At 63.1% G+C, this 15,888-nt stretch carries 15 protein-coding genes and 1 tRNA gene; 6 read left to right on the top strand and 10 right to left on the bottom strand.

Annotation, left to right across the window (positions count from 1 at the left end; all coding sequences use genetic code 11):
- Positions 1-77 precede the first annotated feature (77 nt).
- The 3 genes from mutY to V6E02_RS03795 form a co-directional block, all read right to left on the bottom strand.
- A complete protein-coding gene (gene mutY / locus V6E02_RS03785) occupies positions 78-1,139 on the bottom strand; it encodes an A/G-specific adenine glycosylase (protein ID WP_347307315.1) in 1,062 nt (353 codons plus the stop codon).
- Positions 1,140-1,141: 2 nt separating this feature from the next.
- A complete protein-coding gene (locus V6E02_RS03790; RefSeq protein WP_347307317.1) occupies positions 1,142-3,352 on the bottom strand; it encodes an AsmA family protein in 2,211 nt (736 codons plus the stop codon).
- A gap of 401 nt (positions 3,353-3,753) precedes the next feature.
- Positions 3,754-3,827 (bottom strand) — tRNA-Gly (locus V6E02_RS03795).
- 118 nt (positions 3,828-3,945) lie between these two features.
- On the opposite strand from V6E02_RS03795, the gene thiS reads away from it, so the two are divergent.
- Positions 3,946-4,146, top strand: coding sequence for a sulfur carrier protein ThiS (gene thiS, locus V6E02_RS03800; RefSeq protein ID WP_347307648.1), 201 nt, complete (start codon positions 3,946-3,948; stop codon positions 4,144-4,146).
- A 56-nt stretch (positions 4,147-4,202) separates the two neighbouring features.
- The gene (locus V6E02_RS03805; RefSeq protein ID WP_347307319.1) at positions 4,203-4,991 is read left to right on the top strand and encodes a thiazole synthase; all 789 of its coding nucleotides are present in this window, start codon (positions 4,203-4,205) and stop codon (positions 4,989-4,991) included.
- A 25-nt stretch (positions 4,992-5,016) separates the two neighbouring features.
- On the opposite strand, the gene V6E02_RS03810 is transcribed toward V6E02_RS03805, so the two are convergent.
- From V6E02_RS03810 to V6E02_RS03840, 7 genes are all read right to left on the bottom strand, one after another.
- On the bottom strand, positions 5,017-5,823 hold the full coding sequence (locus tag V6E02_RS03810) for a phosphate/phosphite/phosphonate ABC transporter substrate-binding protein (RefSeq protein WP_347307321.1): 807 nt from the start codon (positions 5,821-5,823) through the stop codon (positions 5,017-5,019).
- 130 nt (positions 5,824-5,953) lie between these two features.
- Entirely contained in the window at positions 5,954-8,032 is a 2,079-nt protein-coding gene (gene recG / locus V6E02_RS03815) for an ATP-dependent DNA helicase RecG (protein WP_430626762.1), read from the bottom strand.
- A gap of 10 nt (positions 8,033-8,042) precedes the next feature.
- Positions 8,043-8,426, bottom strand: a complete 384-nt coding sequence (locus tag V6E02_RS03820; RefSeq protein ID WP_347307323.1) for a RidA family protein — start codon at positions 8,424-8,426, stop codon at positions 8,043-8,045.
- Between the two features lie 82 nt (positions 8,427-8,508).
- A complete protein-coding gene (locus V6E02_RS03825; protein WP_347307325.1) occupies positions 8,509-10,614 on the bottom strand; it encodes a RelA/SpoT family protein in 2,106 nt (701 codons plus the stop codon).
- Positions 10,615-10,653: 39 nt separating this feature from the next.
- Positions 10,654-10,860, bottom strand: a complete 207-nt coding sequence (gene rpoZ / locus V6E02_RS03830; protein ID WP_347307327.1) for a DNA-directed RNA polymerase subunit omega — start codon at positions 10,858-10,860, stop codon at positions 10,654-10,656.
- 34 nt (positions 10,861-10,894) lie between these two features.
- The gene (gene gmk, locus V6E02_RS03835; protein WP_347307329.1) at positions 10,895-11,506 is read right to left on the bottom strand and encodes a guanylate kinase; all 612 of its coding nucleotides are present in this window, start codon (positions 11,504-11,506) and stop codon (positions 10,895-10,897) included.
- A gap of 10 nt (positions 11,507-11,516) precedes the next feature.
- Positions 11,517-12,380 carry a YicC/YloC family endoribonuclease gene (locus tag V6E02_RS03840; protein ID WP_347307332.1) on the bottom strand — a complete coding sequence of 288 codons (864 nt, stop codon included), beginning with the start codon at positions 12,378-12,380 and terminating at the stop codon, positions 11,517-11,519.
- A gap of 110 nt (positions 12,381-12,490) precedes the next feature.
- On the opposite strand from V6E02_RS03840, the gene V6E02_RS03845 reads away from it, so the two are divergent.
- The 4 genes from V6E02_RS03845 to rdgB all read left to right on the top strand — a co-directional run bounded on the left by V6E02_RS03845 (position 12,491) and on the right by rdgB (position 15,815).
- Positions 12,491-13,432, top strand: a complete 942-nt coding sequence (locus V6E02_RS03845; RefSeq protein ID WP_347307334.1) for a serine/threonine protein kinase — start codon at positions 12,491-12,493, stop codon at positions 13,430-13,432.
- Positions 13,433-13,441: 9 nt separating this feature from the next.
- On the top strand, positions 13,442-14,362 hold the full coding sequence (locus V6E02_RS03850) for a PP2C family protein-serine/threonine phosphatase (RefSeq protein ID WP_347307336.1): 921 nt from the start codon (positions 13,442-13,444) through the stop codon (positions 14,360-14,362).
- 58 nt (positions 14,363-14,420) lie between these two features.
- On the top strand, positions 14,421-15,137 hold the full coding sequence (gene rph, locus V6E02_RS03855) for a ribonuclease PH (RefSeq protein WP_347307338.1): 717 nt from the start codon (positions 14,421-14,423) through the stop codon (positions 15,135-15,137).
- 75 nt (positions 15,138-15,212) lie between these two features.
- Positions 15,213-15,815 (top strand): RdgB/HAM1 family non-canonical purine NTP pyrophosphatase, encoded by a 603-nt coding sequence (gene rdgB, locus V6E02_RS03860; protein ID WP_347307340.1) that lies wholly within the window; start codon positions 15,213-15,215, stop codon positions 15,813-15,815.
- Positions 15,816-15,888 lie beyond the last annotated feature (73 nt).

Genomic DNA, 15,888 nt, shown 5'->3' on the forward strand with positions numbered 1-15,888 from the left:
TACGCGACGAAAAGTAAATATGCTTGCCCAACCCGTACGCGGGTAAAGCCTGCCTTGGTCGGGGAAGCTGGCCCAAATCAGGACCGTATCAGCCATGCCCGTTCCTCGGCCACTCCCTTTAGCAGCCTGCGCACCGGCGCCGGCAGCGCCGCCCCCTGGAGCTCACTCAAGGGCAACCACAGCCTGCCAGGCTCTGCCACTTGGCGCACGGGCTGCACCTCGACGAGATGGGGCTCTATGCGGAGGCGAAAATGCGTAAAGTCATGCATGAAAGCGGGAAGCGCCCTTGATCGCAGGGGACGCTGGCCCAGTCGCAGCGCGACTTGCGCGCAATCCTCCTCCATGAGGGCTTCGGGCAAGCTCCACAGTCCACCCCAGACCCCGGTGGCTGGACGCTTTTCCAGGAGCACCGCATCGCCGGCGAGCAGCACCAGCACAGCCACGGCCCGCTCGGGCAAGGGCTTGCGCGGGCGTGGGCTCGGCAGTTCACCAGTGCGCCCAGTGTGTCGCGCCACGCAATCCTCGTGCACGGGGCAGAGGGCACAGGCGGGGCGCGCGCGGGTACAGATTGTCGCGCCAAGATCCATCAGACCCTGGCTGTAGCCTCCCACTTCTTGCTGCGGCAAGCGTGCCTCGGCGACGGCCCACAATTGCGCCTCGACCCGCTTGTCGCCCGGCCAACCCGCAATCCCCGCGTGGCGGCTCAGGACGCGCTTCACGTTGCCATCGAGGATGGCGGCACGAGTGCCAAAAGCGAACACCGCCACCGCCGCCGCCGTGGAACGCCCCATACCGGGCAGGGCGGCAAGCGTGCGCGGGTCGGCTGGAATCCGACCCTGATGGTGGGCCACGATCTCCTGCGCAGCCCGGTGCAGGTTACGCGCGCGCGCATAGTAACCGAGTCCGCTCCAGTGGGCGAGCACCGCCTCCTCGTCGGTGGCGGCTAGCGTCGCCACATCCGGGAAACGCGCCAGGAAGCGCTGGTAGTAGGGGATCACCGTAGCCACCTGGGTTTGCTGCAGCATGATCTCCGACACCCAGATTCGGTAGGGATCGCGCGTACCCTGCCAGGGTAGATCATGCCGGCCATGGCGGCGCTGCCAGGCGATGATGCGGGTGGCGAAATCGTCGCTGGCCATCTTCAGCGCCCGAACAGGCCCTTCAACAACTCCTCCCGGGCCTTTTCCTTGATCGCCTGCGTTTTCTCCTCGACCTTTGCCTTGGCCGATTCCGTGACCAGAGACCGTGTATCCAGACTGTATTGCAGCGCGTCAAAGGGGCCGCGTACCCGCAGCGGCACGGTCACGCCCTTCAGTTGCCCCAGTTCCCGCCCGCCCTGGCCTTCCAGCGTGCCCACCACCGCCACCTTGGCCAGGTAGTCCAGGCTGCCGGCACCCAGGTCGATGTCGCCACTTCCCAACACCCGCAACAGCGGCGACTTGAGCGTGAGATCGTCGTTGTGGGCAATCCCCTTGTGGATCTGGAAACTGGCTCGCATCTCGGAGAAATCTGTCTGCTCCGTGGCACTCGCGCTCTGGGTGTGGACGCCGCCGCTGAAAGCCGATTGAGCCCGGCGCAGCAGAGCAGCGATATTCACGCCCTTGATGGCGCCGTCGGTCAGCCTCACGCTCGCCATACCGTCCAATGCCTTCTTCATGGCGCTCATGGTTTGGCCTTGGGTCGTAACGTTGAGCGCCACAGTCCCGCGACCTTGGAGCAGATCCTTGTCGGCGAGATCCCGCAACAGGGGACCGATGCTGATGTCGGAGAGGTTTTGCTGCACGGCAATACGCGGATGGGCGGTGGTGGTAGCCGAAATGGTGCCTTTGACGGTGCCCTGATACAGATTGGCCGACAGCGGGCTCACCTCCACTCGCCCGCCGCCGGCCCGCACGTCCAGGCGCACGTTACTGGCCTTGACGTTGGCCAGCTTGAGGCTGCCGATGCGGATGCTGCCGCTGGCGTCGAAGGCGTTCAGCGCAGAAAGATCGATCGGGCTTTCCGGCTCCTGGCTGCTGGTTTTAGCCCTGGCCGGCAGGTAGCGATCCACGTCGAGTTGATCGATGGCGATGTCGAAATCGAGCCGTGGCGGGTCAAAGCGGCTCACCGCGAGTTTCGCCTTAATGCTGCTGTCGTCGAGCTGGGTCGTGAGACTGGCCCCGGCCTGCTTTCTGGCCAGGTCTAAACTGGCGCTGCCCGCGAGGGCGAGCTTGATGCCGCCCTTGGCAAGTTTCGGGTTGGCGACGTCCAGATTCGCCGCAAGCTTCGCTAGCTCGAAGGTCTGCCCATCTAGGCTGCCAGTTAGCGGGCTTGCGAGCCGGCCCTTGATGGCGCTGTCGCCCTGTCTGCCGTCTACCTCCAGCATCAGTTGACTGACTTGGAATTGCTTCGCGCTGCCGCTCACGTCAGGCAGGGTAAGCCGCGCCGACAGGGTGCCCTTGGGCTGTTCGATCTTCGCATCGAGGCTCAGTTTGCTGGCTTGCGCCTTGTCCTGGGTCACGAGCAGCCGAGGAGCATCGAGCGCAATGTCGAGCGTGTCCGCGACGCGCTTGCCTCTGAGCGTGAGCTTGAAACCCTCGAGCGCGATTTCCCAGGGGCGTGCCTGCGTCGGCGCCCGCAAATCCACATCGCCGCGAGCGCCCAATTCGAGACCGCTGATGCCGGCCGCGCTACCGGTCACCTTGAGGTCCAGCCCATCCAGCATGTAATGCTTGTCTTGCAGCGCAAACTTGATGCCGCTTTTCAGGTCCACGCGCATGGCAAGCTTGGGATTGTCCGCCGTGAGCTTGAAATCGGCTTTGATGCTGCTGTGGGTGTCGTCACGAATGCGCCCGGTTTCGACATCGAGATCGCTGATAGCCCACTTGCGGTGGGCCATGCGGTCGTCGAAGCTGAGTGCGCTGTGGCTCACCTGCACGCCCTCGATGTCGAATTTCACCTGCTGCGACGTCTCCTTGGAGAGCAAGTCGTCGAAATTGGTCGTGCCATCTTCGTTACGCACCAGATGGACGCGCGCGCCCTCCACCACGATCTTGTCCACCACGAGCTCCCTCTTGATGAGCGGCAACCAGGCGACGTAAAGACGCACGCTGTTTAACGCCGCGAATTCGCCCGCTCCCTGGTGTTCCGACAGGCGGGTCTTGCCCAGGTCTATCCCCAGCTTGGGAAATAGTTTCAGCTTGACGTCGCCTTCGATGTGCAGGGTACGTTGCTTCTTCTCCTGCACGAGCTTCACGATTTGGGGCTTGAAGGCATTGGGATCCACGGTGAAGGCGATCAGCGCCAACGCGGCCAGGAACAGCACGATAAGGCCGCCCAGGAAAACCAGCGCATACTTGAAGCGTTTGGGCACGGCGGGACTCCAAAGGCACACACGGGTGTCCCATTGTAACGGCAAGCAGAGGCGCTTCACGGCCCATCCCCAATGCAAGGGTCCCGCGCGGCACTTGCGCATCGGTTAATGAGAGCATGAGGTCGGTGCCTGGCGCCCTTCCGGCGTCCCCGAGCAAGCGGCAAACCAGGAAGCCCGCCGGGCGCAACTGTGGATTCCCGTTTGTGCGGGAATGACGGGCCAGGTGATGGCTATGTGTCCGGCTCGCGCTGGGCGATCCGGCCACCCTGGCCGGCTGCCTGGGCTCGAGGACCGCCCTGCGTGCATCCAAGCCAGGCAGTGGCCGGCGTGTCGAACCCGGTGACTTCTCACCCACGGCCCTCCAAATTCAAAGGGCCCCATATGGGGCCCTTTGATGAATTTGGAGCGGGTGATGGGAATCGAACCCACGTTAAGAGCTTGGGAAGCTCCCGTTCTACCATTGAACTACACCCGCTTGACCTTAGTCAGCCGATGCTCTTGCGCTCGCGCAGCCAGTGTGGGCACGGACGCATGCGTGGCTGTGGTAGAATTGGGCGCTAATCATACTGGGTTTCGAGGCGTTGTTGAAGGTGATCGAGCTCTGGGTCAACGGCCAGGCGCAACGGGTGCCGCCCCATACCACGGTGGCGCGACTGATCGAGACCATGAACCTCGCCGGCAAACGCCTGGCGGTGGAACGCAACGGGGAAATCGTGCCCAAAAGCCGCCACGGGGACGTGGAGCTTGCGCCGGGGGACCGGCTGGAAATCGTCGTCGCCGTGGGCGGCGGTTGAGCCGCACGGACAGAAGTTCCCGCCCCACGCTTTCTTATTCCCCCTTGGAACACACCATGGACGATCTGGTCATTGCCGGTAAGCGCTATCGCTCACGCCTTTTGGTCGGTACCGGCAAATACAAGGACTTCGACGAAACCCGCCGCGCCGTGGAAGCGAGTGGCGCGGAAATCGTCACGGTGGCCATCCGCCGCACCAACATCGGCCAGGATGCGGGCCAACCCTCGCTGCTGGAGGTGCTACCCCCCTCCCGATACACCTATCTACCCAACACCGCCGGCTGCTACACGGCGGAAGACGCCATCCGTACCCTGCGCCTGGCGCGGGAACTGTTAGACGGCCACGATCTGGTCAAGCTGGAGGTGCTGGGCGATCCCCAGACCCTGTATCCCAATGTGGTGGAAACCCTGCGCGCGGCGGAGATCCTGGTGAAGGAAGGCTTCAAGGTGATGGTCTATACCTCGGACGATCCCATCGTCGCCAAGCGCTTGGAGGATCTCGGCTGCGTAGCCATCATGCCGTTGGCATCGCTCATCGGCTCCGGCATGGGCATCCTCAATCCCTGGAACCTGCAGATCATCATCGACCGCATTTCGGTGCCGGTGATCGTGGACGCGGGAGTGGGCACGGCCTCGGACGCCGCCATCGCCATGGAGCTGGGTTGTGACGCGGTGCTCATGAATACCGCCATCGCGGCCGCGCAGAACCCGGTGCTGATGGCCTCCGCCATGAAAAAGGCGGTGGAGGCCGGACGGGAGGCCTATCTCGCCGGCCGCATGGCGAAAAAAGTCTATACCGCCAGCCCCAGTTCGCCCACCACCGGCATCATCGGCAGCACCGGCTAAGCCAGGGGCGCCAGGCGCTCTTGGCTCACTTGATGTCAAGAAACTTGGCCAGCTCGTCGTAATCCGAAAGCTTGGCTGGCTCGAAGTTGGTGAAGCCGTTGAACTTGAAATATTCCGCCGCTTCCGGATCCTCGTGCGCCTTGAGCAGGGCTTGCACCACGGTCTGCGTCTGCGGGAAATCCTTGCGCACGGCGAAGGTCAGATGTGGCATGCCCTTGCCCTGGAGCACCATCACCAGGTTGTAGCCCCGGTTGGTCCAAGCGGTGAACAGGGGACTTGCCGCCACGCCCACGTCGATCAGCCGGTATTGCAGGGCGTTGAGCACGGCCGTGGCATCGCTGTAGAAGGTGATGCTCTTGAAGTACTTGGCCGGGTCTATGCCCATGGACTTGAGCTCGGCCAAGGCCAACTGGGTGACCATGGCATCCTTCTCGTAGAAGCCGATGCGCTTGCCCTTCATGTCTTCCGGAAAGGCGATGTTGCTATCGGCCAAGGCCATGAAAGCGGCGGAAATCAAGCCCGGAATTTTGACCACGGGTTCGTAACCGGCGAGTCGGTTGGCCTTGATGATCATGGATGGCGGGGCGTACATGAAGTCGTAGCGCCCTGCGGCGGCCTTTTTCATGTACTCGTCGTAGGTCTTCACCGCCTCCACCCGCACCGGCTTACCGAGCCGCCGCCCGAGGTAGTGGGCAAGTCCCTGGTACTCCCGCACCACGATGATGGGACTGCGGACGTAATCTTGCACCCCGAGGATGTAGTAGTCCGCCGCCCATGCGGGCAGGCCAAGCAAAAACAGGATGAAGCCGATCAAACGAGTGCGCACTGTCATGCTTGTCTCCTTGTCGTTGTGTGCCTAACCTCCGTAGCAGGCTGCGCTATTACAAGCCGCCACCCCTGCCGCGTCAATCCCGCTTCCCCCGCCTCGGCCCGACTGCCGCGGGAAAGAGCGGTCGCGGCAGCTAGGCTTTCATGTATTCCTCGGCCTGGGGCAACCAGCGCGAAAGATGCCGCTCCACCGCTTCCGGGTGGCGCTTAAGCAGACGGGGGGCGAGATCCCGCGCCGCCTGCATCAGGGCCTCATCGGCAGTCGGATCGGCGATGCGCAGCATGGGCAGGCCGCTCTGGCGCGCCCCCAGGAACTCTCCCGGCCCGCGCAGGGCGAGATCCTGACGAGCGATTTCGAAACCATCGGCAGATTCGTAGATGATCTTTAGCCTCGCCCGCGCGGTTTCCGACAGGGGTTGCTGATAGAGCAGAATGCAGACGCTGGCCGCCGCCCCCCTTCCCACCCGGCCGCGTAGCTGGTGCAGTTGCGAAAGCCCCATGCGCTCGGCGTGCTCGATCACCATCAGGGAGGCATTGGGCACGTCCACGCCCACTTCGATCACAGTGGTGGCCACCAACAGGTCGATGGCACCGGCCTTGAAGGCTTCCATCACCTCCGCCTTTTCCCGCACCCCCATGCGCCCATGCACCAGCCCCACCCGAAGCTCCGGGAAGCTGGCCGCTAGGCTGGCATAGGTGGCCTGGGCGGCCTTTAGCTGGAGTTTTTCCGATTCCTCCACCAGCGGGCAGACCCAGTAAGCCTGGCGACCTTCACGGCAGGCGGCACGGATGCGGGCGATCACCTCATCGCGGCGGGACTCGTCCACCAGTTTGGTCAATACAGGCGTGCGCCCCGGTGGCAGCTCGTCGATCACGGAGAGATCCAGATCGGCGTAATAGCTCATGGCCAAGGTGCGCGGAATGGGCGTGGCACTCATCATCAGCTGATGGGGGTTCATCCCTTTGTTGTGCAGCGCAAGACGCTGGGCGACTCCGAAGCGATGTTGCTCATCCACCACCGCCAGCCCCAGGCGGGCGAACTCCACCTCTTCCTGGAACAACGCATGCGTGCCCACCGCCAGCGGCGCCTCACCCTGCGCGATGAGGCGCAACCATTCCGCCCGCTCCTTCCGGGAGACGCTCGCCGACAGCCAGGCCACGCGCACCCCGAGCGGCTCGAACCAGTCAGCCAGCTTGCGGTAGTGTTGTTCGGCAAGGATCTCCGTGGGGGCCATCACCGCCGCCTGCCAGCCGCTGTCCATGGCCTGGGCACAGGCCAGGGCAGCCACCACGGTCTTGCCGCTGCCCACGTCCCCCTGCAGCAGCCGGTGCATGGGATGGGGTTGGGCCAAATCCCGAGCGATCTCGGCCACCACCCGCTCTTGGGCCGCGGTGAGTCGAAAGGGCAGTCGCGCGCGCAGACGGGCGGTCAATTCACCTTGCCGGTTAAGCACGGGAGCGCCGCGGCTACGCCTAAGCTGGGCATGGCGCCGCATGGAAAGCTGCTGGGCCAAGAGCTCGTCGAATTTGAGACGCTGCCAGGCGGGATGGTCGCGCGCTTCCAAGCCCGCCAGCGAGGCGTCGGGTGGCGGCTCGTGTAGATAGCGCACGGCCGCGCTGAATTCCATTAGCTCAAGCTCGCGCCGTACGCCCTCCGGCAGGGTATCGGCGAGATCGGCACGGGCAAGGGCCTTGGCCACCAGCGCACGTAGGCTGGCCTGGGACAGTCCCGCCGTGGTGGGATACACCGGCGTCAGATTCTCCTTGAGTGGCGCGGCTTCCTTCACCACGCGGAACTGGGGATGGACCATTTCCAATCCAAGAAAACCCTGGCGTATCTCCCCCAGCAAGCGCACGCGCGCGCCCGTTTGCAGAGCCTTCACTTGGTTGGGGTAGAAGTGGATGAGGCGCAGGTAGAGGCTGCCCGTGGCATCCTCGATCAGACAAACCAGCTGGCGGCGCGGCCTGAAACGCACCTCGGCCTGAACCACCACGCCTTCCACCTGCACGGTGTGGTGGAGCGGCGCTTCGCGGATGGGATAGAGGTGAGTCTCGTCCACATAGCGCAGCGGCAAGTGCAGGATGAGATCGAAGTCGCGCGTGATCCCAAGTTTGGCGAGCTTATCGCGGATCGCCTTGGGCACGCCATGGATGACGGCATCCGGTACGTCCTGGCCCGTCTCGATCCGTTCTGTGCGCTCGCCCCCGCCCACACCCCACGCCTCAAAGAGCCAGCACCATCACCGCGTCCGCCTCCACCAGCGCACCCCGCGGCAGCGACGCCACGCCCACCGCCGCCCGCGCCGGGTAGGGCTCGCAAAAATACTGGGCCATGATCTCGTTCACCTTGGCAAAGTGGCCGAGGTCGGTGAGGAACACATTGAGCTTTACCACGTCGGCTAGACTGCCGCCGGCGGCCTGCGCCACCGCTTGCAGATTGCGCAAGACGCGGTGAATCTGGTTCTCGATGCCCTCCACCAGCGTCATGGTGGCCGGATCCAGCCCGATCTGGCCAGACAGATAGACGGTATCGCCCACTCGCACGGCCTGGGAGTAGGTGCCGATGGCCTGAGGCGCCTGATCGGTTTTGATGATCTGCTTGTTCATGCCTGCTCCACCTTTCTCGTTCTCGATGCGGATTAAGCGAGGTTGCGCAGAACGAATCCGCGCAACCACTTGGCGGCGGTCATCAGCCCTTCATGCGCGTGATGCGTGCCACGTCCGGTAGCTTGCGCAGCTCGCGCATCACCCGCGCCAGATGATTGCGGTCCTCCACCTGCAGGGTGAAATACATGGAGGTGTAGGCGCTACCCGGCTCCTCCTCCATGCTCACGTTCTCGATGTTGGAATTGGCCTCGGCGATGGCCGCCGCCACCTTGGCCAGCACCCCGCGCTGGTTGGCCACCACCAGTTTCAGGCTCACCTCGAACGGCCGGCGCGTATCCGGGTCCCATTCCACATCCACCCACTTGTCTGGGTCCTCCCGGTATTTCGCCACCGCAGGGCAGTCATGGGTATGGACCACCAGTCCTTGCTCCTTGTTGATGAAGCCAATGATGGGGTCGCCTGGAATCGGTCGGCAGCATTTGGCGAATTGCACCGCCAGGCCTTCCGTGCCACGTATGGTGATCGGGCCCAGCGCCTTGCGGTCGGCGGGCTCCTCACCAATCGCCAACAGTCGGCGCGCCACCACCAGGTTCAAACGTTTGCCCAGACCAATTTCGGCCAGAAGCTCCTGCTTGCTGGCAAGCCTGTATTCCCGCAACAGCTCCTTCCAGTGGGCGTCATCGATGCGCGACAGCTCGCTGTTCAAGGCGCGCAATGCCTGTGCCAACAACTGCTCCCCCAGACTGGCCCCCTCCTCGGTACGCATGCGCTTGAGATAGTTGCGAATGTGGGAGCGCGCCTTGCCAGTGATCACGTAATTGAGCCAGGCGGGATTGGGACGGGCGGTGGGCGAGGTGATGATTTCCACCTGGTCGCCATTCTTGAGTTCGGTGCGCAGGGGCGCGAGCTCGTTGTTGACCTTCACGGCGACGCAATGGTTGCCCACGTCAGAATGCACGGCATAGGCAAAATCCACCGCCGTGGCACCCCGTGGCAAAGCCATGATCTTGCCCTTGGGGGTGAACACATAGACCTCGTCCGGGAAGAGATCCACCTTGATGTGTTCCAGGAATTCCACCGCATCACCCGACTCGCTCTGGATCTCCAGCAGGCTTTGCAGCCACTGGTGGGTCTTCTGCTGGGCGCTGTCAATGGGCTCCTCGCCGGTCTTGTACAGCCAATGGGAGGCCACGCCCGCCTCGGCGACCTTGTGCATTTCCTGGGTGCGGATCTGTACTTCGATGGGCGTGCCAAAGGGCCCGAATAAATGCGTGTGCAAAGACTGATAGCCATTGGCCTTGGGAATGGCGATATAGTCCTTGAACTTACCTGGAATCGGCTTGTACAGGCTATGCAGCGCGCCGAGAGCGAGATAACAGCTGGGCACGTCCTTCACCACCACGCGAAAACCGTAGATGTCGAACACCTCGGAAAAACTCAGACCCTTTTCCTGCATCTTGCGATAGATGCTGTAGAGATGCTTCTCCCGGCCGGTGACCGTCGCCTCGATCCCCGCTTCCTTGAGCTTCTGGGCGATGGCTTCCTGCACCTTCTCGATGATGGCCTTGCGGTTGCCCCGCGCCGCCTTCACCGCCTTGGCCAGCACCTGATAGCGGGTGGGATAGAGGTAACGGAAGGCCAGATCCTCCAGCTCCAGATACAGGGCGTTGAGCCCGAGGCGATTGGCGATGGGCGCATAAATCTCCAGCGTCTCCCTGGCGATGCGCTTGCGCTTGTCCGGCGACATGGCATCCAGCGTGCGCATGTTGTGCAGCCGGTCCGCCAGCTTGATAAGGATGACGCGCACGTCGCGCGCCATGGCCAGCAACATTTTGCGGAAATTCTCCGCCTGCTGGTGGGCCTCGGTCTGGAACTCGATCTTGTCCAGCTTGGACACCCCATCCACCAGCTCGGCCACGGATTTGCCAAACTGGGCGGCGATGTCCTCCTTGGAGACATCGGTGTCTTCCACCACGTCGTGGAGCAGGGCGGCGCACAGGGCCTGGGCATCCAGGTGCCACTTGGCCAGCAGGCTGGCCACCGCCACGGGATGCGAGATATAGGGTTCGCCGCTCTTGCGGAACTGGCCGTCGTGGGCCTCTCTGCTGAACTGGTAAGCCTTTTCGACGAGAGCGACGTCTTCTGGCTTGAGGTAGGTTAGCTGCTCACGAAGCTCGATCAGGTGCATGGGCGATCATGACGCTGCGTGGCAGCCGGGGTGCCGAGATCAGGCCTGCCCCTTGTTGAGCACTTCCAGCCCCACCTTGCCCGCGGCGATTTCGCGCAGGGCGATCACCGTAGGCTTGTCGCGGTTGGGCTCCACCAGCGGCGTGGCGCCGTTGGCGATCTGGCGCGCGCGCGCGGTGGCGGCGAGCGCCAGCTCAAAGCGGTTGGGAATGTGTTTCAGGCAATCGTCAACGGTGATGCGTGCCATGATGACCTCACGGGAATGCTTGGAAATGTTGCGGTCAGCCCAGCAAATCCTTAAGTAGGGCGGCGTGACGGACCAGTTGGGCCTCAACCCGCAGGCGCTTAGCGCGCACGACGGCCTGGAGATCGAGGCTGGCCGTGGCGAAATCGTCGTTGATGATAACATAATCGAATTCTCCCACGTGGCTCATGTCCTCCCGTGCGGCCGCCAGCCGCCGCTCGATCACCTCTTCTGGATCCTGCCCACGACCATTGAGACGCGCGCGCAAGGCCTCCAGTGAAGGCGGCAGGATGAAGATGGACACCGCCTGGGGCATTAGACGCCGGATCTGCTGCGCGCCCTGCCAGTCGATCTCCAGCAGGATGTCGGTGCCCGCCGCCAGCTGCTCCTCGATCCAGCGCTGGGAGGTGCCGTAATAGTTGCCATAGACCTGGGCGCTTTCCAGGAAATCGCCGCGGTTCAACATCTCCAGGAAGCGCTCCACCGAGACGAAGTGGTAGTGCACCCCATCCACCTCGCCCGGACGAGGCGGCCGCGTGGTATAGGACACCGAGAGCTTCACCTGCGGGTCCGCCTCCAGCAGCGCCCGCACCAGGCTGGTCTTGCCGGCGCCGGAAGGCGCCGACACCACGAAGACATTTCCCGACATGTCTTTTTCCTCACTCGATGTTCTGCACCTGCTCGCGCATCTGCTCGATGAGCACCTTGAGTTCCATGGCGATCTGAGAGACTTCTGCGTCCATGGACTTGGATCCCAGGGTATTGGCCTCGCGGTTGAGCTCCTGCATCAGAAAGTCGAGGCGCTTGCCTACTGCTCCGCCCTTGGCCAGCACCCGCTCCACCTCGGCAAGATGAGTCAAAAGGCGCGAGAGCTCCTCGTCCACGTCCACACGCTGGGCGAACAGGACGACTTCCTGACGCAGACGCTCATCGTCGGCCACGGCACCGGCCTCACGCAGGCGCGCCGCCAGCTTTTCCTTGAGGGCCGCGACCACGGCCGGCAGACGCGGCCGCACCTGTTCCGCCAGTTGGCGCATGGCCGCCACCCGCGTCTCGATCAGCGTGCGCAGTTTTTCTCCTTCCCGCGCCCGGCTGGCATTGAGTTCATTAAGCGCCCGGGTCGCCAACTCCAGCACCGCCTCGCGCACGGTTTCCCGCGACACTTCCTCCACCGCGATCATGCCGGGCCAGCGCAGCATGTCTGCCACTGAAAGAGGCGGGCTTTGGGGCGCACGCTGGCGAATTTCCTGATCCAGCGCCAGCAGGCACTCAAGCAAGGCGTGATTCACGTGCAGGGAGGCCTCGCCAGTTCTGGGCGTGATGGAAAGCCGGCATTCCACCTTGCCTCGCGACAGCCCTGCCACAAGAATCTCCCTGAGCAGCGGCTCCAGCGCGCGCAGCTCCTCTGCGATGCGAAACTGGAGATCCAGATAGCGGCTATTGACCGACTTGAGTTCCAGGTTGAGGGTGCCGTTGGGCAACTCCCGGCTCGCCGTGGCATAGCCGGTCATGCTGTAGATCATCGACGCTCTTCCCAAACAAGCCCCGCCCTTTGACTTCCCCGGGGCAAATGTCGAAAATGGCAACAAACCGGCGGTTTGTCAAACAGAAGCACACACTTGGGCTCTCGATAATGGCAACGCAACCCAACCGGGCGCTTCCGGATGGCTATCAGCTGCTGAATTACAAGATCGCCAAGCAACTCTCCGGCGGCGGTTTTTCCATCGTCTATCTCGCCCACGACGAGAACGGCGTGCCGGTAGCGATCAAAGAATACCTACCCAGCCAACTCGTGCTGCGCGAGGAGGGGTCCGTGGTGCAAGCCACCACCGCAGAGAACCTGGCCACCTTCCGCTACGGCATGAAATGCTTCTTCGAGGAAGGGCGCGCGCTGGCCAAGATCAACCACCCCAATGTGGTGCGCGTGATCAACTTTTTCCGCGCCAACGAGACGGTTTATATGGTCATGCGGTACGAGCGCGGCAAGACGTTGCAAGAGGAAATCCAGTCCCGCAAGCGCACCGTCAAGGAGACCTTTATCCGCCGCGTGTTCGCGGAGATGCTCAACGGCCTACGCGAAGTCCACACCCACAAGATCCTGCATCTGGATATCAAGCCCGCCAACATCTACATCCGCATCGACGGCTCGCCCGTGCTACTGGATTTCGGCGCGGCACGCCAAACCCTCACCAGTGAAAAGAGCCGGCTTTCGCCCATGTACACGCCGGGCTTCGCCGCCCCCGAGCAATACAAGAACCGGGACATCCTCGGCCCCTGGACCGACATCTACAGTGTCGGCGCCAGCATGTTCGCCTGCCTGGCCGGTTTCGCGCCCCAGGCTGCGGACCAGCGCCTGGTTAACGACAAGCTCGCCTCGGCGCGCAAGCTGTGGGGTGGTCAGTATTCGGACCAATTGCTGGACATCATCGACTGGTGCTTACAGCTCAACTATATGGACCGCCCGCAAAGCGTCTTCCAGCTGCAGAAGGCGCTGCTGGAAGTGGTGCCCACGCCGGAAAAGAAAAAATCCCTCATTGATAGCATCAAGACCACGCTCACCAAAGAAATCTTCTGACCAGCCAGCATGAAATTTTCCATTTCACAGGCCAGCCGCCAGGGGGGCCGCAAATACAACCAGGATCGCGTGGCGTATTCCTATAGCAAGGACGCGCTGCTCATGGTGGTAGCGGATGGCATGGGCGGGCATTTCCATGGCGAGGTGGCGGCCCAGCTCACCGTGCAAATGGTCACCGACTTGTTCCAGAAGCACGCGCGGCCTCAGCTCAAGGACCCCTTGGCGTTCCTGAACCACGCCCTGCATTCGGCCCACAAGGCCATCACTGACTATGCCGACAAGCATGGGCTGTTGGAATCGCCGCGCACCACCTGTGTCGCCTGCGTGGTGCAAAACAACACCGCCTGCTGGGCCCACGTCGGCGATTCGCGCCTGTATTTCTTCCGCGGCATGAAGCTGATCGCTCGCACCCATGATCATTCCAAGGTGCAGCAGCTGTTCGATCAGGGGCGCATCAGCGAGGCCGAGATGCTCACTCATCCAGAGCGCAACAAGATCTATAACTGCCTGGGAGGCTTGCTGCCGCCCGAGGTGGAGCTGTCGCGCCGCGTGCCCATCCAGCAAGGAGACACCATCCTGCTTTGCACAGACGGCGTCTGGAGCGTGCTTTCGGAAACGGAGATCGCCTCCATCCTGGACACCTACACCATCACCAGCGCGGTGCCGGAACTGTTGGATCACGCCGAATTCCGCGGCGGCGAAGACGGAGACAACCTCTCCGCCGTGGGCATGACCTGGGGCGAGCCGGTGAAGCGCGGCTTAATCGAGGAGCTGGTCACCACCCATGCCATGCCCATGGACGAGGTGAGCACCCAGCTCGATCCCTTCAGCGTGGCGCGCGATCCTGCCGGCAAGACGCCCATCACCGAGGCGGACATCGAAAGGGCCATCGCGGAAATCCAGGAAGCCATCCGCAAATATTCCAAGTAGGCCCACACAGGCGGAATCTGGGATAATCACGCTTGGTTTTCCTGCCTTGTGAGCGCCCATGCGTCCCAGCCAACGCCAGCCCGACCAGTTGCGCCCCGTGCGCATCACCCGCAATTACACCAAGCACGCCGAAGGGGCAGTGCTGATCGAGTGCGGCGATACCCGCGTGATCTGCACCGCCAGCGTTCTGGACAAGGTGCCCCCCCACGTCAAGGCCAGCGGCGGCGGCTGGCTCACCGCCGAATACGGCATGCTGCCCCGCTCCACCGGCACCCGCACCGACCGCGAGGCGGCGCGCGGCAAGCAGTCAGGGCGCACCCAAGAGATCCAGCGCTTGATCGGTCGCGCCCTGCGGGCGGTGGTGGATCTCGCCAAACTGGGCGAGCGCACCGTGCACGTCGATTGCGACGTGATCCAGGCCGACGGCGGCACGCGCACCGCCAGCATCACCGGCGCCTTCGTCGCCGTGCACGATGCGGTGAGCTGGCTTATCGCCCGGGGCCTGATTGCAGAATCGCCGATCCGCGATTTCGTGGCGGCGGTGTCGGTGGGCATCTACCAGGGCGTGCCGGTGCTGGATTTGGACTATGCCGAGGATTCCAATTGCGACACCGACATGAACGTGGTGATGACCGGCAGCGGGGGTTTCGTAGAGGTGCAGGGCACGGCGGAGGGTAGCCCCTTCACCCGGGGGGAAATGAATGCCCTGCTGGATTTGGCCGAGAAAGGCATCCGCGAATTGATCGCGGCGCAGAAGGCGGCCTTGAAAGGCTGAGCGTCGTCAGCCATAAGGCCCAGTGCGAGATGCTGGAGTTTCCTTGCACCGTCTGTGCCCAAGACTCGTGGACATATGAAAAAACTCGTCATCGCCTCCAACAATACTGGCAAGCTCAAGGAGATTCACCGCATCCTAGAGCCCCTGGGGCTAGAGGTACTGCCCCAGTCGGCATTCAACATTCCGGAAGCGGAAGAGCCCCATTGCACATTCATCGAAAACTGCCTTGCCAAGGCGCGCCATGCGGCAGAGCACGCCGGGCTGCCGGCCCTGGCCGATGATTCCGGCATCTGCGTGGATGCGCTCAACGGCGCGCCTGGCGTGTATTCCGCTCGCTTCGCCGGCGAGCCCAAGTCCGACCAACGCAATAACGAAAAGCTGGTTGCCCTGCTCAAAAACGAACCCAACCGCAAGGCCCACTACTACTGCGTGATCGTGCTGGTGCGACATCCCCACGACCCGGAGCCACTGATCGCCGAAGGCCGGTGGGATGGGGAGATCATCGATCACCCGCGGGGCAGCGGCGGTTTCGGTTACGATCCCCATTTCCTGATCCCGGACTTGGGCAAGACGGGCGCCGAGCTGCCCATGGACGTGAAAAACCGCATAAGCCACCGCGGCAAGGCACTCGCCGCGTTGGTGGAAAAACTGAAATCCAGCGGTCTTTGGCAGCCCTGAAAAAGCCTTTTGACGCCGAGGGTCAAGGCAGGCTTTCCAGGTGTCCTTGCCGCATCCTTCCCTTGCGCGTATG

Origin of the sequence: Thiobacter sp. AK1 (genome assembly GCF_039822265.1) — a bacterium.
In the GTDB taxonomy this organism is placed as follows: domain Bacteria; phylum Pseudomonadota; class Gammaproteobacteria; order Burkholderiales; family Thiobacteraceae; genus Thiobacter; species Thiobacter aerophilum.

Coding starts and splice junctions, on each gene's coding strand:
- mutY (WP_347307315.1), bottom strand. CDS start 1,139: ATGGCCAGCGACGATTTCGCCACCCGCATCATCGCCTGGCAGCGCCGC.
- V6E02_RS03805 (WP_347307319.1), top strand. CDS start 4,203: ATGGACGATCTGGTCATTGCCGGTAAGCGCTATCGCTCACGCCTTTTG.
- V6E02_RS03810 (WP_347307321.1), bottom strand. CDS start 5,823: ATGACAGTGCGCACTCGTTTGATCGGCTTCATCCTGTTTTTGCTTGGC.
- V6E02_RS03820 (WP_347307323.1), bottom strand. CDS start 8,426: ATGAACAAGCAGATCATCAAAACCGATCAGGCGCCTCAGGCCATCGGC.
- V6E02_RS03825 (WP_347307325.1), bottom strand. CDS start 10,614: ATGCACCTGATCGAGCTTCGTGAGCAGCTAACCTACCTCAAGCCAGAA.
- rpoZ (WP_347307327.1), bottom strand. CDS start 10,860: ATGGCACGCATCACCGTTGACGATTGCCTGAAACACATTCCCAACCGC.
- gmk (WP_347307329.1), bottom strand. CDS start 11,506: ATGTCGGGAAATGTCTTCGTGGTGTCGGCGCCTTCCGGCGCCGGCAAG.
- V6E02_RS03840 (WP_347307332.1), bottom strand. CDS start 12,380: ATGATCTACAGCATGACCGGCTATGCCACGGCGAGCCGGGAGTTGCCC.
- V6E02_RS03845 (WP_347307334.1), top strand. CDS start 12,491: ATGGCAACGCAACCCAACCGGGCGCTTCCGGATGGCTATCAGCTGCTG.
- V6E02_RS03850 (WP_347307336.1), top strand. CDS start 13,442: ATGAAATTTTCCATTTCACAGGCCAGCCGCCAGGGGGGCCGCAAATAC.
- rph (WP_347307338.1), top strand. CDS start 14,421: ATGCGTCCCAGCCAACGCCAGCCCGACCAGTTGCGCCCCGTGCGCATC.
- rdgB (WP_347307340.1), top strand. CDS start 15,213: ATGAAAAAACTCGTCATCGCCTCCAACAATACTGGCAAGCTCAAGGAG.